Source organism: Rhodococcus sp. OS5, from assembly GCF_056837585.1.
Window position 1 is genome coordinate 4,197,357 of sequence record NZ_CM166368.1, and the last position, 21,057, is coordinate 4,218,413.

Here is a 21,057-nt window from a genome sequence, read left to right on the forward strand (position 1 = left end):
ATGACCGCCTTGCTCGAAGACCGTGTAGTAGTCATCTCCGGAGTCGGCCCGGCACTCGGCCGCGCTCTGGCCCTTCGATGTGCGTCGGCCGGCGCGAGTCTTGTTCTCGCAGCACGTACGCAATCGCGACTCGACGACGTTGCGAAGGAAATAGTCGATGCCGGTGGGCGCGCCGTCACCGTTGCCACCGACATCACCGACCAGGCTTCCGCCGAGAATCTGGTGGCCGAGTCCATTGCCGCCTACGGCAAAGTGGACACTCTGATCAACAATGCATTCTCGATTCCGTCGATGAAACCGTTGGCTCGCACCGATTACCAGCACATCCGCGACAGCATCGAACTGACCGTACTGGGTGCGTTGCGCCTGACTCAGCTGTTCACGCCGGCACTTGGCGAGTCGGACGGCTCCGTGGTGAACATCAATTCGATGGTGTTGCGGCATTCGCAAGAGCGTTACGGCAGCTACAAGATGGCGAAGTCGGCCCTGCTCGCCATGTCGCAGTCCCTGGCCACCGAACTCGGCCCGCAGGGAATTCGTGTCAATTCGATTGCACCCGGCTATATCTGGGGAGACACCCTCAAGGGATACTTCGCGCACCAGGCGGAGAAGTTCGGCATGACTGTCGAGCAGATCTACGAGCACACTGCGTCGAACACCGACCTCAAGCGCCTGCCGACGATGGATGAAGTATCCGACGCGGCGATCTTCCTGGCGTCTCCGATGGCCAGCGCGATCACCGGCCAATGCATCGACGTCAACTGCGGCGAATTCCATCACTAGGAGCACCATGACTGAACGCACTCACGTCGGCACCGTCGAGGATCTCCACGCCTCGGCGACGCGGATGACCGGACTGACGGACTTCGGCGTCGACGATTACACCGAAGCTCTGTCGGTCCTGCTCGAGTCCTACGACCGCGACGAGGATCTGACGCCGTTCGGCAGCAAGATCTCTCGGGTATTCCTTCGCGGCGCCCTGGTGGCCCGTCTGCTCAGCGAATCGGCGTGGAAGGAGCATCCGGAACACGCCGACGTCAAGATCGAGCGGCCGATCTTCGTCACCGGATTGCCACGGACGGGCACCACTGCCTTGCACCGCCTCCTCACGGTCGACCCGGCTCACCAGGGCCTCGAGATGTGGCTGACCGAGTTCCCTCAGCCTCGCCCGCCTCGCGATACGTGGGAATCGAACCCGGTCTTCGCCAAGATCGAGGAGACATTCGGTCAACACCACGTCGAGCATCCCGAATTCATGGGCGTGCACTACATGTCGGCCAGCGAAGTCGAAGAATGTTGGCAACTCTTGCGTCAGACGTTCAAGTCCGTGTCGTACGAGTGTCTGGCCAATCTACCCACGTACTCCGCATGGCTGAAGGACCAGGAGTGGTCGAACGCCTATGCACGACACAAGAAGAACCTGCAGCTGATCGGTCTGCCCGATCAGGATCGACGGTGGGTCCTCAAGAACCCGAGCCACCTGTTCGCGCTCGACGAATTGATGGAGGCGTACCCCGACGCGCTTGTCATCCAGACTCACCGCTCCCCTTCGACGATCATTCCGTCGGTGTGCAGCCTGGCCGCCCAGGCTACAGAGGGTTGGTCGAACACGTTCACCGACAAGGTGATCGGCGAAAGTCAGCTCGAATTGTGGGCCAGGGGGCTCGAGCAGTTCGACAGTGCACGCGCACACCACAATCCCGCACAGTTCATCGACGTCGACTATCAGGACTTCGTCACCGATCCGCTGGGAACCGTCGAGAACATCTACACGCACTTCGACATCCCGTTGACAGCTGTCGCGCAGCAGTCGATGGAGGCCATGCACGAGGAAAGCCGCTCGGGTGCTCGCAAACCGTCGCACAAGTACACGCTCGAGGAGTTCGGCCTGACGAAGGAGCAGGTGGAAGAGCGATTCGGAGCTCGCTGACCACGGTTGGTCGACGACCTTGCTGACGACCTTGCTGACGACTGAAGCCCCCGCCGAACGGCGGGGGCTTCAGTGATCAAAACGCGGTCAGCTGCTGAGATGCTCACCCAGCAGTCGGTCCAACTCGACCGGCGCCTCGTCCGGAATCCAGTGGCTCACGCCGCTGAGAACCTCGAACCGGTACGGGCCGTCGACAAACGCGGGGGTGAGCGCAGACCCTTTGGGTCCGATGGCGGCGTCGCCGTCACTCCAGACGTGCAGGGTCGGCACGGTGACCCGGGCAGCTTCCGGGTTCGGCTTGGTCATCCACATCGCGCGATACCAGTTCAGACCACCCCGCAGGCGGCCGGGAGCCAGCATGGCATTCAGATCGCGCCGCGCATTCTCCGGCGTCTGCCCACTCGAAACCAGGAACTTCGCGCCCAGCGATGACGAGGCCAGAATCTTCTCAGGAACGAAGGGTAATTGGAACGCCCCCATGTACCACGACTTCAGTCCCTGTGTGCTGGTCACCATCGCCTTGACGAACGCCAGTGGGTGCGGAACCGACACCGCGGTCACGGTATCGAGCAAGTCCGGCCGTTCGGCGGCCACCTGCCATGCGACTGCGGCACCCCAGTCGTGGCCGACCAGGTGCACTTTGCCCACCGCGAGCGCGTCGATCAGTGCGACAGTGTCAGCGGCGAGTTCGGACCCACGGTACGCCCAGCGCGCTTTCGGCCTGGCGCCGGGTGAGTACCCTCGCTGATCCGGTGCGACGGTCCGGAAGCCGCGGGCGTGCAGTAACGGCGCAAGGTGATCCCATGAGCGGGAATCCTGCGGAAACCCGTGCAGGAGAACCACGACCGGACCGTCGGCGGGTCCTTCGTCGCGTACGTCGAAGGTCAGCCCGGACCGGGAGTACGAGGTGAGGCGATCCGCCGGTGTAGTCATAGCGCCACGCTAGTCTTCGCGGCCCTGGTAACCGGAGCCTTTTCACCGGCACGCAGGAACTGACCTGTCTTTTCGATTCCGAATCCGGGGGCGAATTCACCTTCGCGGTAGACGAGTCGGCCGTTGATCACCGTAGCGACGGCTGCGTCGTCGCTGCGGTTGACCATCCGGCTGATCCCGCCGTACTCGGGAACCTTTGCCTCGAACAACCCGTCCACCGACTCGTCGAGCCCGGCCGGGTCGATGACAACGAAGTCCGCGCGGTCACCCTGGCGTAGATGCCCGGCGTCGATGCCGTACCAGTCCGCCAGTTCGCCCGTCAGGCGGTGGATTGCGCGCTCGATGGTGAGGAACGGCTTGCGGTCACTCTGAGCGTCCTTGACGCGCTTGAGGAGTCGCACCGGGTAGTTGTAGAACGCCATGTTGCGCAGATGCGCGCCGGCATCGCCGAAGCCCATCTGCACACCGGAACTCGCGGCGAGTTTCTTCGCGAACTTGGGCCGGTGATTGGCAATGGTGGTGCGCCAGCGAAGATCTCGCCCGTACTTCACCACCAGGTCGAGGTACGCGTCCACCGGGTGCACTCCGCGGATGTCACCGACCTGACCGAAGTTCTTGCCGATCAACGTCTCGTCCGGGCATCCCACGATGACCGCATCGTAGAAATTGCGATGCCAGATGCGGGGTGAGAACTTGTTGTCGTAGTCCTTACGGAATGCGCGACGGTACGACTCGTCCTGGAGCAGTTCGTTGCGCTCCACCTGGTCCTTGAGGTGCAAAGCGGCGGCGCCGGCACCGAACTCCTCGAACACGACCAGGTCGATTCCATCCGCGTAGACGGTGAAGGGAACCGGAAGGTGCTGCCACTTGAAATCGGTCTTGGCGAAGCGATTGAGCAGTGGGGCCGCAGCGAGCATGAAGTACACGATCACCGGGTAGGCCTTCGAATCCGCGCCCGAGAGCACCGACGTCTTGAGCGGCTTCTTGCGCCCGATCGCCGAGCTTTCGGCGAAGAACGCCGCGACGTTCGGATGCAGGTTGATGGTCGGAGCGCTCTGCAAGATCTTTCCGCGATCACGAAGGATGCGATTGAGGAATCGGAACTCTTTCCACCGTGCATACGTCGACGGCAAAGAGCGAGAACGATATTCGTCGCCGTCGATCTTGTCGAGGGCATTGGTCATCGACGACAGGCCCAGCATCCCAGCGTCGATGGCGTCCTCGAGCATCGAGCCCATCCGGCCGAGTTCCGAGCGAGTCGGCTTGACCTTCTTGTCGGTACCGCGCCCCAGTCCGAGTACGTGCGTGCGGATATCGGAATGACCGATGAAGGCCGCGACATTGGGTCCGAGGGGAAGGGCTTCGAGGGCGGCGGTGTACGCCGCGGGACCGGTCCAGGTCTTGTTCGCTTCGAGGATGCGCAGCACCGCGTCGTGGGGAACTGCTTCGACCCGGCTGAACAGATCCGCAATCTCGCGCGGGGTCGAATACACCGTCGACAGCGAGCAATTGCCGAGCACGACCGTCGTGACGCCGTGGCGAACCGATTCCGGAAGCCCTGGACTGACCAAGGCTTCGGCGTCGTAGTGCGTGTGGACGTCGACAAAACCCGGGAGAACCCACTTGCCGGCCGCGTCGATCACCTCGGTGTCCGGCCCGATCTCCAGGCTCGTGCTGGACACCTCCGCGACCACGCCGTCTCGAATTCCGAGATTACGACGCAGACCTGGAGCCCCCGTCCCGTCGAACCACAACCCGTCGTTGACCACGATGTCGAAAGCAGACACTGTCGGACTCCTCGCCTCACGTATGTGTTACCTCACGTTATAGACAGCGTTGAGTAAAAGTCAATGAACCTTCCGAACCAATACATAAGATGACGGAATGGCTGCAGTCCCCCGCTCCCCCGAAGACCGTCAGAGGCAAATCCTCGAGGTGGCAGTACACATGTTGCGGACCGAGCCTTTCGACCAACTGTCGATGGATCGCGTCGCAGCCGAGGCCGGTGTCTCGCCGCCACTGCTGTTCCACTACTTCAAGAACAAGAAGGGTTTCCAGAACGCCATCCTCGAGGCCGCCTCGGCCGATCTCGAAGATCGAATGCGACCGGATCCCGAGCTACCCATCACGTCCCAGCTGCGCTCAGGTATCGAGACATTCGTCGACGCCGTTATCGAGCACCCCACCATTTACCTCGCCGTGATGCGTATGGCCGGCAGTGGTGACGTCCGAATGCGCACGATCTACCGAGGCATGCGCCGCACTTTCACCACGTGGATTGTCGCTGCGCTGACGAATCTAGGCATCGAATCGAATGCGACCGTGGAGGCGACAATCGCCGGGTGGCAGGCATTCATGGAGGAAATCGTCGTCAACTGGATCGACGAGCCGACGCTCGAGCGAGGCGAAATGGTCGACCTCTGCGAACGAATCTTCTACCACTGCCTACCGGCAGCGGGCATCAGCGTGGAGCAAATAGTGGCAGCCACCGTTGTCGCGACGGCCAGTGAGTCCGGCGCAACACAACTGTGATCTTCGTGCCGGGGTTTCACAGGTGGTCACGATTGGGTATCTTGCTTGCAGTGGCACTGGACCACGACCCCAACACATGAAGGATCCAACATGGAGTCTGTCGAAAACGTATTGCCCGAGGGTGTCAAGCTCGAAGACGTCTTGAGTGTCCTCAAGGTCGCAGTTGCGGGCATCGGCCTCATCAGCGCACTTTCGGCATTCAGCTGATCGCAAAGCGTCATCAACAGGCCGGACTTCGGGGAGTCCGGCCTGTTTTTTGTTTACGTTCCTGAACAATCCGTGAACTTTTCAGCAACTTCAGCGCAAAGCCGTCATTTCGACCCAAACAAGCGTCCAGTTTGCTAACTTGTGTCTGCGACACAAGGTCGTACAGAAACACCACGCAGACACAACCTTGTACATACACACCTGTACATACGACACGGAGGACCGAAACATGGGTTCCATCAACACCCTCAGCGCCGTCATCGACATCATCAAGGTCGTCCAGCCGTTGATCGCCAAGCTCAACCTCAGCTGATTCGCTTGCACCACACCCCTGCCAGGGCGTAACTCGAAATGGGGCCGACATCGTCGGCCCCATTTTCCGTAGGTGCTCTATCTCAGCCGAGTGCCTTCTTGATCTCTCCTGCCAGTACCGACGCCAGCTGCGGCGGCACCGCATTGCCGATCATCGTGCGCACCGCTCCCCACTTGCCCTCGAAGATGTAGTCGTCGGGAAAGGTCTGGAGGCGAGCAGCTTCTCGAACGGTCAACGATCGCGTGTGTTTCGGATGCACGCTGCGTGAAGCCGAGATCATCCCGAAAGTGGTTCCGACCGTGGACGCCGGCTCGTCCCACCGGAGGCGCTTGTACGTCGTGTTGTACCCGGACGACGGTCGCATGGCCGGATCTTCGTTGTCGTGCGCCGACATTCCTTCTGGTACATCACGCAGCCACCGCAAGACGTGCTCGGGATGTTCGACGGCCCAGTGCAGCGGGTCCGTCTCGCAGGCCTGCCCGGATTCCAGCGGGGCCAGGTCGACGGTGGCGTCGCGGAAAGTCCTCAGCGGTGCAACATCATTCACGCCGTGAGTCTTCGGCGGGAAACGCAGCGGCCCGATACCACTGTCGCGGCGGGTCGCCACGATGAACACTCGTTCCCGGAACTGCGGCACTCCGTAATCCTGCGCATTCACCGTGTTGACCGAGGCGTCATAACCGCATGCAGCCATCTCGCCGAGAATCCGGTCGACGACCATCCCACCGTCCGGGTCTTTCATGCTCAGCAGCAGCCGAACATTTTCCATCACCACGACCTTCGGCCTCACCAGATCGGCGAGCTCGAGTAGGTTCCGGAAGAGATGGTTACGCGGATCGTCGCGGTCTCGCCGGCCGGCGAGACTGAAACCCTGACACGGCGGCCCCCCGGCCAACACATCGATATTCACCTGTGCCAGAAGATCTTTCACCCGGGCTTCGTCGATCGCCCGGATGTCCTCACCGAGGCACTTCGCGCCGGGGAAGTTCCGATCGAAGGTCGCGCGCGCCTCCGGCACGACTTCGATGTATCCCTCCACCGAAAACCCCGCCATCCGAAAGCCTTCGGCCATACCGCCACAACCGGAGAACGCCGTCAATACGGTGGGGCCACCGTTTCCTGCCCCCGCGACCGCACGCCTGGCCACCGAGGCGGGGTCGTTGACCGGTGTCGCTCGACGCGCACGGGTACTACCGCTCGATCGCTTCCGGGGGGCCGCGTACGTGCCCTCACGCTTGGCCGCTTCCAGCGCGGAGAGGGCCGTGAGAACTGCTCGTTCCGCCGGTGGCTTCGGATACGCCTTGTCGAGTTCCCACGCGGAGACGACGGCTGACGAGACTCCCGCCTGGCGGGCGAACTGGAACTGACTGATCCCCACGTGCAAGCGCCGCGATCGCAGGTCCTGTCCCGAAATCAATTCAGTGCCTCACTCATGTGGTCCGCTCGCTCCGGCAGCCCAGACTATCGCAGCCGACCCCGCGAACCAGGACCACACAAGAGAGACCGGCAGGCGATATGCCTGCCGGTCTCCGACACGAGCGGATGACGGGACTCGAACCCGTGTGAACGGCTTTGCAGGCCGGTGCCTAGCCACTCAGCCACACCCGCGTCAGTGAGTAACTCTGCCCCGAGTCGCGGCGCCGAACCACAGTTCCGCTCAGCATGATTCGAGTGCAATCCCACCAACTGTTCCAGTCTCTGGGAAAACCGTGAGCCCTTCGGGAACAAATCGGTCAGTCTCGATGCTGACTCCCTCGGTGGGCGCAGGTCATTCGATTGCGGCCCGACTTTCGACCGAACGACCGAGCAGTTCGCCAGACCAAGACAACCCAGAAGGTTTCATGAGTGCCGAGAACACCGCCATCGCCCCGCCTGTGAAGGCAGCTCCGCTCTTGGAGACGGCCCCGCTGGATACGAGCAGTGTCGACCGCAAGCCGAGCGTCGGGAAGATTCTTGCCCTCGGTTCCATGACTGCACTCGGGCCCTTCACCATCGACATGTACCTGCCCGCGCTGCCGGATATCGGTGCCGATCTCGGGGTCTCGTCGTCAACGGTTCAGCTGACCATCACCGGAACTCTCATCGGCCTCGCACTCGGCCAGCTGTTGGTCGGGCCGCTCTCGGACACTCTCGGCCGCAAAAAGCCGCTGCTTGCCGGAATCGGCGTCCATATCCTGGCTTCGCTGCTGGCGGTCTTCGCACCGAGCATCGCGGTCCTCGGCATCCTGCGGGTTTTCCAGGGCATGGGCGCGGCGGCCGCGGCAGTGGTGACCATGGCGATCGTCCGCGACCTCTACAGCGGTAACACCGTTGCCGTTGTGATGAGCCGGCTGATGCTCGTGCTCGGCGTTGCGCCGATCCTGGCGCCCAGCATCGGTGGCGCCCTCCTCGTCGCCCTCGACTGGCGCGGGATCTTCGTCGTACTGGCACTGATCGGCGTCGGCACAGCGATGATCGGTGCGTTCGGACTGTCCGAAACATTGCCGAAGGAAAAGCGTCGCCCGAGCGGATTGACGTCGGTTCTCCGTACCTACGGTTCGCTGCTCGGCGACCGCACGTTCATGGTCCTCACGCTCGTCTCCAGCGTCGGCATGGCGTCGTTGTTCGCGTATGTCTCCGGCGCGTCGTTTGTCTATCAGGATCAGTACGGCCTCAATCAGCAAGAGTTCGCACTGCTCTTCAGTGCGGGCGCGATTGCGTTGATCGGCGCTTCGCAGGTCAACGTCCGACTGCTCGATCGGTGGACTCCCCAGCAGATCACCAAGTGGGCCCTCGTGGCTGCCGTTGTCTCCGGGGCCGTCGTCATTGCTGTCGCGGTCCTGGAACTGGGCGGGCTCGCCGGATTCGTGATCGCACTGTGGGTCATGGCCGGTGCCATCGGGTTCGTTCTGCCCAACGCCCCGGCGCTGGCGCTCGCTCGTCACGGCGAAGCGGCCGGTACTGCCGCGGCAATGCTCGGGGCATTCCAGTTCGGCGTCGGTGCGGCCATCGCGCCGGCCGTCGGCCTACTGGGAAACACGAGCACAGCCCTGGCCGTCACGATGACGGCGTGTGTGTCGCTCGGTCTGATCGCTCTTCTGGCTACGACCCGAAAGAGTGAATCGGTCTAACCGGCAGCGGAGAACCACTCGCTGTAGAAGGTGGCAAGTCCCAGGACGCACGAGATCGCGACGAAGATCCAGAATCTTGCGATCACGACGGTTTCCGGCCAACCGAGTAACTCGAAGTGATGATGGATCGGGGCCATCTTGAATACGCGTCGACCGGACGATCGGAAGACCAGAACCTGGATGATCACCGACAGGATCTCAGCGACGAACAGGGCGCCGATGATGACCATCAGCAGCTCGGTGTGCGTCGTGACGGACAGGCCGACAACCAGGCCGCCGAGTGCCAAGGAGCCGGTGTCGCCCATGAAGATCTGAGCCGGGGCGGCATTCCACCAGAGGAAGCCGAGGCACGCCCCGCCTGCGGCGGCAGCGACGATCGCTAGATCGAGAGGGTCACGAACGTCGTAGCAACCGGCGGCAGGCTCGAGGACACACGAGTTCCGGTACTGCCAACCGGCGATGACGACGTAGGTCCCCAGGATCATGCCCATCGAACCGGCCGCGAGACCGTCGAGGCCGTCGGTGAAATTGACGGCGTTGGACCAGGCGAACACCAGAATGCAGAAGAAGACCACAAAGCCGATGGCACCCATGGAGAACACCGAGATGTCACGAACATGGGACAGGTACTGGCTTCCGGGAGTGACTCCGTTGTTGTTGGAGAACTGCAGGAACAAAATGCCGAAGATGATGGCACTCGCCAGCTGACCGACGGTCTTCGCTGTCTTGTTGAGCCCGAGATTGCGCTTCTTACGGATCTTGATGAAGTCGTCGAGAAAGCCGACGATTCCCAGTGACGTGGCGAGCGCGAGAACCAGCCAACCGGATGCAGACAGCCGCGGTAGCCGCGAGCCGAATCCGATGATGTGTGCCGCCAGGTAGCCCGCCCACATGCCGGCGATGATCGCGATCCCGCCCATCGACGGGGTGCCACGCTTGCCCTGATGACTCTGCGGACCCTCGATCCGAATCTCGTGCCCGAGCCCCTGCCGCGAAAGCACACGAATGAGAAACGGAGTCAGGAAGAGCGCGACGAACAACGAGACGCCACCCGCTACGAGGATTGAAATCACCCGTGGGACTCTACAGACGTAAGCGGCTGCGACACACAATCAGACAAGGCACCCGACCGCTTGCCAGCATGGGATGATCGAACTTATGTCTCCCCCCGCGCCGCTCCCCCTCGACCCCATCGAAGAGGCGCATCGTCAGTGGACGAAGCACGGTTGGAGCGATGTCGCCGACGGTATGGCTGCGGTCACGTCGGTGATGCGTGCGCAGCAGATCATGATGGCGCGGGTCGAAGAGGTACTCAAGCCTCTCGGGCTGACCTTCGCCCGCTACGAACTCCTGACGCTTCTCACCTTCACCAGGTCGGGCGCACTCCCGATGGCCAAGGCAAGTGCCCGACTCCAGGTTCACCCCACCAGCGTCACCAATGCCGTCGACCGTTTGGAGAAAGCGGAGTTGGTCAGGCGGGTCCCGCATCCCAGCGATCGCCGTGCGACGCTCATCGAGATCTCCGACGCGGGTCGCGCGCTGGCCCTCGAAGCCACCGAAATGCTCAACAGCAAGGTGTTCGCTCACCCCGGACTCCAGCAGGACAAGCTCGAGCAATTGGTGACGATCCTCACTGAACTTCGCAAGACTGCGGGTGACTTCGACACCGGCGGCGCACCGACCAAGTGGTGAACCGACCACCCGTACACACAAAGAAACTGCCCTCACACTCTCGACGAGTGTGAGGGCAGTTTCAGCGCTGTTGAAATTCGGCGCTGTTGAAATTCAGCGATGCTTGAATTCTGCCGACCGCTTCTCCACGAACGCGGTCATGCCTTCCTTCTGATCCTCCGTCGCGAAGGTCGAGTGGAACACCCGACGCTCGAAGCGGACGCCCTCGGCGAGGGTGGTCTCGAAGGAGCGGTTGACTGCTTCCTTGGCCATCATCGCAATCGGCAGCGACATCTCGGCGATGGTGGTTGCGGTCTTCAGGGCATCGTCGAGCAGATCGGCGGCCGGAACGATCCGGGCAACCAGGCCTGCACGTTCGGCTTCTTCTGCGTCCATGTTGCGGCCGGTGAGGCACAGCTCCATGGCCTTGGCCTTGCCCACGGCGCGCGTAAGGCGCTGCGAGCCACCGATACCCGGAATGACACCGAGCTTGATCTCGGGCTGGCCGAACTTCGCGGTATCCGAAGCGATGATGAAATCGCAGAGCATCGCCAGTTCGCAGCCACCACCGAGCGCGTATCCGGAGACGGCGGCGATCAGCGGCTTACGAGCTGCTGCGACGCGATCCCACGGGGTGAAGAAATCCTCGACGTATGCGTCCATGTACGTCTTGGACTGCATTTCCTTGATGTCGGCACCGGCGGCGAAGGCGCGCTCGGAACCGGTGATCAGGATGGCTCCGATGCCGCTGTCCGCTTCGAGGTCGGCAACCGCGGCGACGACCTCGTTCATCAGCTCGGAGTTCAGCGCGTTGAGAGCCTTCGGGCGGTTGAGCGTGATGACGCCGACGCGACCCTTACGCTCGAGGATGATGGTGTTGAAGTCGGTCACTACTGTCCTTCGGTCGAACGGTCACGGATGTCGTTGATGATGGCAGAGAAGTCCTGACCGCCACCGCCCGCGGCATGGAAGCGACTGTAGAGCTCGGCGGCCTTGAGTCCGATCTCCGCATCGACGCCGTTGTTGCGCAGCGCATTTGCTGCCAGACCCAGGTCCTTGTCCATCAGTGCAACAGCAAAGCCAGGCTGGTAGTCGTTGTTGGCCGGGCTGGTGGGCACCGGTCCCGGTACCGGGCAGTTGGTGGTCAGTGCCCAGCACTGCCCCGAGGCGTTGGACGCCACGTCGAAGAGCGCTTGGTTGCTCAGGCCGAGCTTTTCGCCCAACACGAACGCCTCGCTGATCGCGATCATCGAAATGCCGAGGATCATGTTGTTGCAGATCTTGGCTGCCTGGCCGACACCGGCGTCGCCGCAGTGAACGACCTTGCGGCCCATCACGTCCAGCAACGGTGACGCGGCTTGGAAGTCAGCCTCGGAACCGCCGACCATGAATGCCAGCGTGCCTGCGGTAGCCCCGACGACTCCACCGGAGACCGGTGCGTCGACGCTGCGGTGACCGGCCGCTTCGGCCTTGTCGTGTGCCTCGCGGGCGTCGGCGACGTCGATGGTGGAACAGTCGATGAACAGCGTGCCCGGTGTTGCCACCGGCAGCAGCTCTTCGTACAGACCCAGAACGTGCTTACCGCTCGGCAGCATCGTGATCACGACGTCGGCACCGCGAACGGCGTCGACCGCCGAATCCGCCACCGATGCACCGTCTTTGACTGCCTGCTCCAGCGCCGCAGGTGCCAGGTCGAAACCGACGACCTTGTGTCCGGCCTTGACAAGATTGGCCGCCATCGGGCCACCCATGTGACCGAGTCCGATAAATCCAATGGTGCTCATTAGTGATGCTCCTTCGGCGGTGATCAGTTGCCTTGCGGTTGAGGGGCGAGTCCGAGCTCGTTGTCGCCCAGCGGGGCGAAGTAGGCGTCGACGGATTCTGCCGTGACGTCGTCGAGAGTTGCCGGCAACCACTTCGGGTTTCGGTCCTTCTCCACGACCTGGGCGCGAATGCCCTCGACCAGATCGTGTGAGGCGAGCGCAGCGGTCGAGACCCGGAACTCCTCGTTGAGGACTTCTTCCAAGCTTGCTGCTTCCTTGGCATGCCGCAGAGATCGCAGGGTCACCGACAGTGCAATCGGGGACTTGCCGAGAATCTGCTCCGCTGCCTTCTCCGCTTCGGGGATTCCACTTGCGCGAAGACGCTCGACGATGGTGGATACGTCGTCGGCCGAGTACGCGGCGTCGATCCAGCTCTGCTGGGCCAACAGTTCCGACACCGGAGCCGGCTCCGCGTACTGCGCCACGGCGTCGGCAACCGAAGACGACGCGAGTGCGGCGATGAACGTCTCGATGTTCTCCGACGGGATGAAGTGGTCAGCGAAACCTGCTGCGATGGCATCGCCAGCGCTCAGTCGCGCCGTGGTGAGCGCGATGTGCGTCCCGAGTTCACCGGGAGCACGCGAGAGCAGGTAAGTTCCGCCCACGTCTGGAATGAAACCGATTCCGGTCTCGGGCATTCCGATCATCGAGCGCTCGGTCACGATGCGAATGTCGCCGTGTGCGGACACTCCGACGCCACCGCCCATGACGATCCCGTCCATGATCGCGACGTACGGCTTCGGGTAGTTCGCGATCTCGGAGTTGAGGATGTACTCCTCACGCCAGAAGTCGAGCGAACCGGTCTTGCCGTCCTTGGCGTCATGGTAGATCGAGACGATGTCGCCGCCGGCGCACAGACCACGCTCGCCGGCGCCCGTGAGTACGACTGCCTTGACGTCGTCGTCGGACTTCCATTCCTCGAGGGCCTTGGCCATCGCCTTGACCATCGAGTGGTTGAGGGCGTTGATCGCCTTGGGACGGTTGAGAGTGATGAGCCCCAGTCCGTCACGCTTTTCGATCAATACCTCGAGCTCGTCGCTCATGCTGCTCCCTGCTTTCCCTGACCTGATGCGACCACGCTGCGGGCGATGACCACCCTCATGATCTCGTTGCTGCCTTCGAGGATCTGATGAACCCGAAGATCGCGGACGATCTTCTCGATCCCGTACTCAGCAAGATAGCCGTACCCGCCGTGAAGCTGGAGGGCCTTGTTGGCTACGTCGAATCCGGTGTCGGTGGCAAAGCGCTTGGCCATCGCACACAACTCCACGACGTCGGACGCTCCGTCTTCGAGTGCGGCAGCGGCGCGCCACAGCAACGTCCTGGCCGCTTCGAGTTCGGTATGCATGTCGGCGAGCTGGAACTGCAGGGCCTGCGACTCGATCAGTGCCGAACCGAAAGCTTTGCGGTCCACCAGATATGCGACTGCCTTCTCCAGCGCCGCCTGGGCCCCACCGACCGAGCAGGCGGCGATGTTCAGCCGGCCGCCGTTGAGACCCTTCATAGCGATGCGGAAGCCGCTGCCCTCTTCACCGAGCATGTTGGCGGCAGGAACTCGCACGTCTTCGAAGATCACCTGACGGGTGGGCTGCGCGTTCCAGCCCATCTTGACCTCGTTGGCACCGAACGACAGTCCGGGCGAATCCTTGGGCACGATGAACGCCGAGATCCCCTTGGCACCGGCAGATCCGGTGCGCGCCATCACGACGTACACGTCGGAAGTGCCTGCGCCGGAGATGAACTGCTTGACGCCGTTGAGGATGTAGTCGTCGCCGTCACGAACGGCCTTGGTGCTCAGGCCCGCAGCATCCGAGCCCGCACCGGGTTCGGTGAGGCAGTAGCTGCCCAGTTGATCCATCGAGCAGAGTCCGGGGACCCATTTGTGGCGCTGTTCGTCGTTGCCGAACTGGTCGATCATCCACGTGACCATGTTGTGGATGGAGATGTACGCGGCGATCGACGGATCGCCCTTGGCCAGCTCTTCGAAGATCCGTGCAGCGTCGACGCGGCTCAGTTCACTGCCACCCACGTCTTCACGAATGTAGATACCGCCCATCCCCAGGGACGCCGCCTTACGGAGGACGTCCACCGGGAAATGCTTGGTCTGATCCCACTCCACTGCGTTGGGCGCCAGATGCTCGGCCGCGAAGTCGCGGGCAGTGTCACGAATCGCCCGCTCGTCATCGGTCAGAGTAAACATGGAAAGTGTTCCGATCAGTTCATCGTGGGGATGACGAAGTGGTTGGTCTCTTCCTTCTTGCCGGAAGGCCAGCGCTGCGTCACGGTCTTGGTCTTGGTGTAAAAGCGGAAGGAGTCGGGACCGTGCTGGTTCAGGTCACCGAATCCGGAGCGCTTCCAGCCACCGAAGGTGTGGTACGCGATCGGGACCGGGATCGGCACGTTCACGCCGACCATGCCGACGTTGACGCGAGCGGTGAAGTCACGCGCGGTGTCGCCGTCGCGGGTGAAGATGGAGACGCCGTTGCCGTACTCGTGTTCGGTCGGAAGACGCAGTGCCTCTTCGTAATCGGCAGCGCGGACCACCTGAAGGACGGGTCCGAAGATCTCTTCCTTGTAGATGCGCATGTCCGAGGTGACGTTGTCGAACAGGGTTGCGCCGGCGAAGAATCCACCTTCGTGGCCTTCGAGGGTGAAGCCGCGGCCGTCGACGACTGCCGTTGCGCCCTCGTCGATGCCGATCTGCACGTAGTTGTTGACGCGGTCGAGGGCATCCTGGCAAACGAGCGGTCCGAAATCGACGCCTTCGTCGTCACTGCGACCGATCTTGAGCTTCGCGACGCGCTCCTTCAGCTTCGCGACAAGAGCGTCCGCGGTCTCCTCGCCGACGGGAACGGCAACCGAGATGGCCATGCAACGCTCGCCGGCGCTGCCGTAGCCCGCACCGATCAGGGCGTCGGCAACCTCGTCGAGGTCGGCGTCCGGCATGACGATCGCGTGGTTCTTGGCGCCACCGAAGCACTGTGCGCGCTTGCCGTGAGCTGCGGCCGTCTCGTAGATGTACTGAGCGATCGGCGTGGAGCCGACGAAGCCGACGGCCTTGATGCGATCGTCGGTGAGCAGGACGTCGACAACTTCCTTGTCACCGTTGACCACGTTGAACACACCTGCGGGCAGTCCTGCTTCGAGGAACAGCTCGGCCAGGCGCAGCGGGACGGAGGGGTCACGCTCGGAGGGCTTGAGGATGAAGGCGTTACCGGCGGCGAGGGCGGGGCCGGCCTTCCACAGCGGGATCATCGCGGGGAAGTTGAAGGGCGTGATGCCGGCAACGACGCCGAGCGGCTGACGCATGGAGTACACGTCGATACCGGTGCCGGCACTCTCGGTGAATTCACCCTTGAGCAGGTGCGGAGCGCCGACGGCGAACTCGATGACCTCGAGGCCACGCTGGATGTCGCCCTTGGCGTCGGCGACGGTCTTGCCGTGCTCGGACGAGAGGAGGCGGGCCAGAGAATCCATCTCGGCCTGGGCGAGCTGCAGGAACTTCATCAGCACGCGGGCACGCTTCTGCGGGTTGAACGCTGCCCACACCTGCTGCGCCTCTTCGGCATTGGCGATGATGGCTTCGGTCTCGGCCTTGCTCGCGAGGGGGACGCGGGCCTGCACCTTGCCGGTGTTGGGATCGAACACGTCCGCAAATCGATCAGATGTCCCGGGAACACGCTTGCCACCGACGAAGTGCGTCAACTCATGAACCGTCGCATTTTCAACCATTGTGCTAACCCGTTCCTTGCTCGTATGGACCGCCCAGGAGGCAGCAGTGAATATGTCTACCATCCTATAGTTGGATGTCCATGTATGTCTAGAGCCCAAGGGCTGTGCGCCTTTATTAACCGCGGGGGGTTAATAAAGGCGCACAGCGCGGAGCGCGGCTGCCGCTTCCTGCGCGACTACTGCATCGGTGACGTCGTATCCGTCCGATCCCCCACCAGGTCCGCCGGAAACTGCGACAACCTTGCGCGCCGAGAGATGCACCGCATCGACGCCGACGGCAGCGATTGCCGGGATGTCGTCGACGGTTATTCCGCCACCGGCCATGATCTGGATCCGGCCCGCGGCATGTTCGACCATTCGACCGATCTCGTCGAGTCCCTCATTGCAAGTGTCCGCACCCCCGGACGTCAGCACGCGGGTCACGCCCAGGTCGATCAGTTCGTCCAGCGCGGTCAGACGGTCGGTCACCACGTCCATCGCACGATGTACTGTCACCTCGACCCGCGCGCGGTCCACGCATCCGATGATGCGGCGCAGCACGACGGTGTCGATCGAATAATCTTCTGTCAGCGCGCCGATCACGATGCCGGAAGCTCCACCGGCCACAGCAGCATGTACGTCGTGCTCCATCACCCACACTTCGTCGGGTGAGAACACAAAACCTCCGGCGCGCGGACGGATCAGCGGGTGAACCGCGATCCCCACTTCCGACACAGCCTCGATCACTCCGATGCTGGGCGTCAATCCCCCCGTCGGGCCGAGTGCCGCACACAACTCGACTCGAGTCGCTCCCACCGAACGCGCGATCCTCGCCCCCCGCACGTCCTGCACAGCCAGCTCCAGAACCGTCATGTCAGAAGGACTGCCACGACGGCTTGTGTTCGAGCGCATACCGGTAGTAGTCGGCAAGTTTGAGTGAACTGGCCGCAGCTTCGTCGATGACGACGGTGACATGGCGATGCAATTGCATCACCGAAGCCGGGCAGAAAGCAGACAACGGACCTTCGACGGCAGCGGCGATCGCGTCAGCCTTGCCTTCTCCGGTCGCGATCATCACCAGATGCCTTGCATCGCTGATGGTTCCGAGCCCCTGGGTGAGCACGTGATGTGGGACGTCGTCCACACCGTCGAAGAAGCGTGCGTTGTCGATCCGGGTCTGCTCGGTCAGCGTCTTCACGCGGGTTCTCGAGGTCAACGACGATCCGGGCTCGTTGAAGCCGATGTGGCCGTCGGTACCGATGCCGAGCAACTGCACGTCCACTCCCCCGGCCGCCGCGATGCTCTGGTCGTACCGGGCGATCTCCTGCTCCGGGCACGGCGCTTCACCGTTGGGACTGGACACCATCGCGGGATCCAGGTTGACGTGATCGACGAACTCCGACCGAATCACCGAGTAGTACGACTGCGGATGGCGTTTCGGCAATCCCAGGTACTCGTCGAGCAGGAATGCCCGAGCCAGCGAGAAGTCGAGTTCGGCGTCGCGATGCCTCGCTGCCAGTTCACGATAGGTTCCGATCGGCGACGACCCCGTTGCGAGACCGAGCGTCGTCGCCCCGGCTCTGACGTAGCCTTCGACGATGTCCGCGACGGTCGAGTCGACCTCCGCGGGTGTCGGCTGAATTACGATTTCCATGATTTTTCCTTTCCGGCGACTTTTCCGCCGAGTAGTACACGCCCCAGGCGCAAGTGACGATCGGTGATCAGGATGTCGGCTCGGCAGCCCACGGCCAGCGATCCGATCAGGTCGCCGAGCCCCAGCAGATGCGCTGGGCTCCGAGTTGCCGCTGCGACAGCGTCTTCCAGCGCGACGCCGCCGTCGAAGACGGTGCTGCGCAGCACGTCGAGCAACCTCGCGGTCCCTCCGGCGATCGCGCCGACCGAGCCGTCGGTCGTCGCGAGCCGTGCGACGCCCGCCTGTACGGTGACGTCGAGCGCACCGAGTTGGTAGTCGCCGTCGTCCATTCCCGCAGCGGCCATCGAATCGCTGACCAAGGCGATCTGGTCCGGTCCGACAGCGTCGAAGACCATCGACACGGTCTCGGGCGCAAGATGCACACCGTCTGCGATCAGTTCCACCACCATCTCGCCTCTCGCGGCAGCCGCCAGGCACGCCGCGACGGGACCCGGAGATCGATGGTGCAGGGGCGGCATCCCGTTGAAGAGGTGGGTCGCGCTGATCTGTCCGGCCCAATCCCCGTGCACCGCAGCATCGATGCGCGCCGACGTCGTTGCCGCGTCGGCATCGGTGTGACCGAAACTCGGCACGATGTTGCGATGACGCATGATCGCGAGCAACTCTTCGAAATTCTCGGTCTCGGGCGCCAAGGTCATGGACCGCACGGTCCCCCGCGCAGCGTCACACACGGCTTCGAGCAGATCCGGATCACCGGGAATGATCGCTGCCGGATCCTGGGCACCGCAGCGGACGCCGTTGATGAACGGCCCCTCGAGGTGGATACCCAGAAGTTCTCCGCGTTCGACCAGATCGGCGAGCATCGTTGCTTGTCGCACCAGATCTGCGCGCGGTGCGGAGACCAGGCTGGCCAGCATTCCGGTCGTGCCGTGCTCACAATGATGCGCCGCCGCGCGGCTCGCTCCATCGGCGTCGGTGTTCGGGAAACCGGCGCCCGCGGCGCCGTGGCTGTGGACATCGATCAAGCCGGGCATGATCACCGTGTCGGTGCGTTCCGGAATGACGACGACAGGTGCGGAAGCCACGTAGTCCGCAGCCGAGCCGACCCAACTGATCTTTTCGCCGTCCACGACGACGACTCCGTCGTGAATCTTCCCGGCCGGAGATCCGATCACCGTTCCCCGCAATACGATCGGATCGCCGACAGCAGCAGCCGAGCCTGATGTACTCATGCCGACTCGCGAATCCGCGCGACGGCCGCTCTACCCTCGATCGGGTTTCGCGCGCCCCGCGCCGCCGCGGCCATGTCCTTGCACACCGCCAGATCGAGAGAGGCCAGTTGCGCGCGAACTGCGCCCAATGCCGGGACCGACATCGACAGACTCGTCACGCCCAAACCGACCAGAACCGGAGCCAACAGCGGGTCAGACGCGGATTCTCCGCACACACCAACAGGTTTTCCGGCATCGGCGCCCGCCTGACCGACCATCGCGATCAGATCGAGGACCGCCGGCTGCCACGGATCGAGCAGTTGCGCCAGGCCTCCGGCCATACGATCCACGGCGCAGGTGTACTGGCTCAGATCATTGGTACCGATACTGACAAAATCGAGGTGCTCGAGGATATCCTTCGCCCGCAACGCTGCAGCTGGAACCTCGATCATCGCTCCGACCTTGCCGATCCCCCGCGAACGCGCAAGTTCTGCAAAGTCTTTCGCCTCGTCGGCCGTAGCTACCATCGGCGCCATGACCCACAGATCGGCACCCGTCGCATTGCCTGCCGCCGCGAGGGCGTCGAGCTGGCTGATGAGCGTGTCGGGATAAACCGTGCCGACACGGAGCCCGCGGATACCAAGGGCCGGATTCTCCTCGATCCCGAGATCGAGAAACGGCAACGGCTTGTCCGAACCCGAATCGAGAGTGCGGACCACCACCTTCTGTCCGGCGAAGTGCCCGAGCACCGACGCGTACGTCTGTGCTTGCTCCTCCACCGACGGCGCGTCGTGACGCCCGAGATACGAGAATTCGGTACGGAACAGTCCGACGCCCTCGCAATCCGCCGCTCCGGCCCGCGCGGCGTCCTCGAGGGTTCCGATGTTGGCCGACAACCTCACCGCGAACCCGTCACGCGTGCGTCCTGGACCCTGTGCCGAAGCCGACTGCTCTGCCACGAACGATGCTTCGAGGACAGCGCGCTCGCGCATTTCTGCCGAGGGATCGATGGTGACCGTCCCGGTGGTGCCGTCGAGGATGAGAAGTTTTCCCTCCGCCAGCAGATCGGTTCCCGAGCAGTTGACCACGGCCGGGATTCCGAGCGACTTCGCCAAGATTGCGGTGTGGCTGGTCGGACCTCCTTCGGCAGTCAACAATCCGACCACGTCACTGGTGCCCAACGTCGCTGTATCCGCCGGAGCGAGGTCGCGCGCCACCAGGATGTACGGATGACCGGGAGCGGGGATTCCGGGCATCGGCTCCCCTCGAAGAACGGCCACGGCTCGCTGCCCGAGATCGCGCAGATCGGTTGCCCGTTCGGCCATGTACCCGCCGAGCGCCGTGAGCTTTTCACAGAAGGCGTCGAAGGCGACTGCGACGGCGTGTGCAGTCGGCAGCCCCGATTCCAGGTTCGCCTTGGCCGCCTTCACGATGCCCGCGTCGCGCGCCATCGCAGCCGACGTCGTCAGGATCTCCGCGGAGACGCCCTCGACTGCCTTTGCACGCGAGAGCAGTTCCTCCGCGACGGCGTCCAGTGCCTCACGGATCCTGATCAGCTCCGCCTCGGGACTGCCTGTGATCGGGTCCGACGCCGAGGTCGGCTCAGGCGTGGAGAATCGCAACCACGGCGCGCAGACCGAACCCGCGCTCACTCCGATACCCGCGATGCGGTTGTCCACACTCGCCGTCATCAGGCTTCGTCCAGTTCGGATGCGAGAAGCTCTGCGAGCGAACCGACCGCAGCGTCGGCGCCGTCACCGTCAGCACGCAAGGTCACCGAATCCCCGAATGCTGCACCGAGAGTCATGACAGACAACATGCTGGAGGCATCGACGGGTTCGCCGTCGCCGAGCGCGATGGTGACGTCTACCGGTAGATCGGCTGCGGCGCGCGCGAAGAGCGCTGCGGGTCGTGCGTGGAGTCCGACGCGGGATCCGATTGTCGTGGTTGCGATCGCCATGT

At 63.2% G+C, this 21,057-nt stretch carries 20 protein-coding genes and 1 tRNA gene; 6 read left to right on the forward strand and 15 right to left on the reverse strand.

All coding sequences use genetic code 11. The features are described 5' to 3' along the window. Positions 1-783, forward strand: coding sequence for an SDR family oxidoreductase (locus ACVZUB_RS19520; RefSeq protein ID WP_212634096.1), 783 nt, complete (start codon positions 1-3; stop codon positions 781-783). Positions 784-790: 7 nt separating this feature from the next. Then, positions 791-1,930: a sulfotransferase family protein gene (locus tag ACVZUB_RS19525; RefSeq protein ID WP_212634095.1), complete on the forward strand. Its 1,140-nt coding sequence runs from the start codon at positions 791-793 to the stop codon at positions 1,928-1,930. 87 nt (positions 1,931-2,017) lie between these two features. On the opposite strand, the gene ACVZUB_RS19530 is transcribed toward ACVZUB_RS19525, so the two are convergent. Continuing rightward, complete coding sequence (locus ACVZUB_RS19530; protein WP_218680187.1) at positions 2,018-2,863, reverse strand: alpha/beta fold hydrolase; 846 nt, start codon at positions 2,861-2,863, stop codon at positions 2,018-2,020. Beyond that, positions 2,860-4,650, reverse strand: coding sequence for an N-acyl-D-amino-acid deacylase family protein (locus tag ACVZUB_RS19535; protein ID WP_482627667.1), 1,791 nt, complete (start codon positions 4,648-4,650; stop codon positions 2,860-2,862). The genes ACVZUB_RS19530 and ACVZUB_RS19535 overlap by 4 nt, the downstream gene beginning before the upstream one ends. Before the next feature lie 97 nt (positions 4,651-4,747). Between ACVZUB_RS19535 and ACVZUB_RS19540 the strand changes: the two genes are divergently transcribed. Both ACVZUB_RS19540 and ACVZUB_RS19545 read left to right on the forward strand, forming a co-directional pair. Further along, positions 4,748-5,395, forward strand: coding sequence for a TetR/AcrR family transcriptional regulator (locus ACVZUB_RS19540; protein ID WP_042923173.1), 648 nt, complete (start codon positions 4,748-4,750; stop codon positions 5,393-5,395). 394 nt (positions 5,396-5,789) lie between these two features. Continuing rightward, positions 5,790-5,915: a hypothetical protein gene (locus tag ACVZUB_RS19545; RefSeq protein WP_003941303.1), complete on the forward strand. Its 126-nt coding sequence runs from the start codon at positions 5,790-5,792 to the stop codon at positions 5,913-5,915. Between the two features lie 82 nt (positions 5,916-5,997). Here the strand turns inward: ACVZUB_RS19545 and dcm are convergent, their stop codons facing one another. Both dcm and ACVZUB_RS19555 read right to left on the reverse strand, forming a co-directional pair. After that, positions 5,998-7,293 (reverse strand): DNA (cytosine-5-)-methyltransferase, encoded by a 1,296-nt coding sequence (gene dcm, locus ACVZUB_RS19550; RefSeq protein ID WP_482627668.1) that lies wholly within the window; start codon positions 7,291-7,293, stop codon positions 5,998-6,000. Between the two features lie 159 nt (positions 7,294-7,452). Then, a tRNA-Cys gene (locus ACVZUB_RS19555) sits at positions 7,453-7,523 on the reverse strand. Between the two features lie 233 nt (positions 7,524-7,756). Between ACVZUB_RS19555 and ACVZUB_RS19560 the strand changes: the two genes are divergently transcribed. Then, entirely contained in the window at positions 7,757-9,025 is a 1,269-nt protein-coding gene (locus ACVZUB_RS19560) for a multidrug effflux MFS transporter (protein WP_100084653.1), read from the forward strand. Here ACVZUB_RS19560 and mraY read toward each other — a convergent pair. Then, the gene (gene mraY, locus ACVZUB_RS19565; RefSeq protein WP_003941316.1) at positions 9,022-10,098 is read right to left on the reverse strand and encodes a phospho-N-acetylmuramoyl-pentapeptide-transferase; all 1,077 of its coding nucleotides are present in this window, start codon (positions 10,096-10,098) and stop codon (positions 9,022-9,024) included. The genes ACVZUB_RS19560 and mraY overlap by 4 nt on opposite strands. Before the next feature lie 85 nt (positions 10,099-10,183). Here mraY and ACVZUB_RS19570 point away from each other — a divergent pair, with 85 nt between their 5' ends. Further along, the gene (locus ACVZUB_RS19570; RefSeq protein ID WP_020970065.1) at positions 10,184-10,717 is read left to right on the forward strand and encodes a MarR family winged helix-turn-helix transcriptional regulator; all 534 of its coding nucleotides are present in this window, start codon (positions 10,184-10,186) and stop codon (positions 10,715-10,717) included. A gap of 93 nt (positions 10,718-10,810) precedes the next feature. On the opposite strand, the gene ACVZUB_RS19575 is transcribed toward ACVZUB_RS19570, so the two are convergent. From ACVZUB_RS19575 to ACVZUB_RS19620, 10 genes are all read right to left on the reverse strand, one after another. Next, positions 10,811-11,587 carry an enoyl-CoA hydratase gene (locus tag ACVZUB_RS19575; protein WP_054781510.1) on the reverse strand — a complete coding sequence of 259 codons (777 nt, stop codon included), beginning with the start codon at positions 11,585-11,587 and terminating at the stop codon, positions 10,811-10,813. After that, positions 11,587-12,480, reverse strand: coding sequence for a 3-hydroxyisobutyrate dehydrogenase (mmsB, locus tag ACVZUB_RS19580; RefSeq protein WP_003941308.1), 894 nt, complete (start codon positions 12,478-12,480; stop codon positions 11,587-11,589). The genes ACVZUB_RS19575 and mmsB overlap by 1 nt, the downstream gene beginning before the upstream one ends. A gap of 23 nt (positions 12,481-12,503) precedes the next feature. Continuing rightward, positions 12,504-13,562 (reverse strand): enoyl-CoA hydratase/isomerase family protein, encoded by a 1,059-nt coding sequence (locus tag ACVZUB_RS19585; protein ID WP_042923165.1) that lies wholly within the window; start codon positions 13,560-13,562, stop codon positions 12,504-12,506. After that, a complete protein-coding gene (locus tag ACVZUB_RS19590; RefSeq protein WP_209922767.1) occupies positions 13,559-14,719 on the reverse strand; it encodes an isobutyryl-CoA dehydrogenase in 1,161 nt (386 codons plus the stop codon). Before ACVZUB_RS19590 ends, ACVZUB_RS19585 begins: the two co-directional genes overlap by 4 nt. A 14-nt stretch (positions 14,720-14,733) precedes the next feature. Next, entirely contained in the window at positions 14,734-16,251 is a 1,518-nt protein-coding gene (locus tag ACVZUB_RS19595) for a CoA-acylating methylmalonate-semialdehyde dehydrogenase (protein WP_003941275.1), read from the reverse strand. A 129-nt stretch (positions 16,252-16,380) separates the two neighbouring features. Next, complete coding sequence (locus ACVZUB_RS19600; RefSeq protein WP_042445509.1) at positions 16,381-17,103, reverse strand: copper homeostasis protein CutC; 723 nt, start codon at positions 17,101-17,103, stop codon at positions 16,381-16,383. Between the two features lies 1 nt (position 17,104). Then, entirely contained in the window at positions 17,105-17,884 is a 780-nt protein-coding gene (gene nagB / locus ACVZUB_RS19605; protein ID WP_007726140.1) for a glucosamine-6-phosphate deaminase, read from the reverse strand. Beyond that, positions 17,872-19,116 carry an amidohydrolase family protein gene (locus ACVZUB_RS19610; RefSeq protein ID WP_312639382.1) on the reverse strand — a complete coding sequence of 415 codons (1,245 nt, stop codon included), beginning with the start codon at positions 19,114-19,116 and terminating at the stop codon, positions 17,872-17,874. The genes nagB and ACVZUB_RS19610 overlap by 13 nt, the downstream gene beginning before the upstream one ends. After that, positions 19,113-20,786 (reverse strand): phosphoenolpyruvate--protein phosphotransferase, encoded by a 1,674-nt coding sequence (gene ptsP, locus ACVZUB_RS19615; RefSeq protein ID WP_482627669.1) that lies wholly within the window; start codon positions 20,784-20,786, stop codon positions 19,113-19,115. The genes ACVZUB_RS19610 and ptsP overlap by 4 nt, the downstream gene beginning before the upstream one ends. Beyond that, positions 20,786-21,055 carry an HPr family phosphocarrier protein gene (locus ACVZUB_RS19620; RefSeq protein WP_003941322.1) on the reverse strand — a complete coding sequence of 90 codons (270 nt, stop codon included), beginning with the start codon at positions 21,053-21,055 and terminating at the stop codon, positions 20,786-20,788. Before ACVZUB_RS19620 ends, ptsP begins: the two co-directional genes overlap by 1 nt. Positions 21,056-21,057 lie beyond the last annotated feature (2 nt).

Bases quoted from the DNA above. Each gene is read 5' to 3' on its own strand.
- ACVZUB_RS19610 (WP_312639382.1), bottom strand. From the start codon at position 19,116: ATGAGTACATCAGGCTCGGCTGCTGCTGTCGGCGATCCGATCGTATTG.
- ACVZUB_RS19540 (WP_042923173.1), top strand. From the start codon at position 4,748: ATGGCTGCAGTCCCCCGCTCCCCCGAAGACCGTCAGAGGCAAATCCTC.
- ACVZUB_RS19620 (WP_003941322.1), bottom strand. From the start codon at position 21,055: ATGGCGATCGCAACCACGACAATCGGATCCCGCGTCGGACTCCACGCA.
- mmsB (WP_003941308.1), bottom strand. From the start codon at position 12,480: ATGAGCACCATTGGATTTATCGGACTCGGTCACATGGGTGGCCCGATG.
- ACVZUB_RS19560 (WP_100084653.1), top strand. From the start codon at position 7,757: ATGAGTGCCGAGAACACCGCCATCGCCCCGCCTGTGAAGGCAGCTCCG.
- ACVZUB_RS19570 (WP_020970065.1), top strand. From the start codon at position 10,184: ATGTCTCCCCCCGCGCCGCTCCCCCTCGACCCCATCGAAGAGGCGCAT.
- ACVZUB_RS19595 (WP_003941275.1), bottom strand. From the start codon at position 16,251: ATGGTTGAAAATGCGACGGTTCATGAGTTGACGCACTTCGTCGGTGGC.
- ACVZUB_RS19520 (WP_212634096.1), top strand. From the start codon at position 1: ATGACCGCCTTGCTCGAAGACCGTGTAGTAGTCATCTCCGGAGTCGGC.
- ACVZUB_RS19585 (WP_042923165.1), bottom strand. From the start codon at position 13,562: ATGAGCGACGAGCTCGAGGTATTGATCGAAAAGCGTGACGGACTGGGG.
- ACVZUB_RS19525 (WP_212634095.1), top strand. From the start codon at position 791: ATGACTGAACGCACTCACGTCGGCACCGTCGAGGATCTCCACGCCTCG.
- ACVZUB_RS19600 (WP_042445509.1), bottom strand. From the start codon at position 17,103: ATGACGGTTCTGGAGCTGGCTGTGCAGGACGTGCGGGGGGCGAGGATC.
- ACVZUB_RS19590 (WP_209922767.1), bottom strand. From the start codon at position 14,719: ATGTTTACTCTGACCGATGACGAGCGGGCGATTCGTGACACTGCCCGC.
- nagB (WP_007726140.1), bottom strand. From the start codon at position 17,884: ATGGAAATCGTAATTCAGCCGACACCCGCGGAGGTCGACTCGACCGTC.
- ptsP (WP_482627669.1), bottom strand. From the start codon at position 20,786: ATGACGGCGAGTGTGGACAACCGCATCGCGGGTATCGGAGTGAGCGCG.
- ACVZUB_RS19530 (WP_218680187.1), bottom strand. From the start codon at position 2,863: ATGACTACACCGGCGGATCGCCTCACCTCGTACTCCCGGTCCGGGCTG.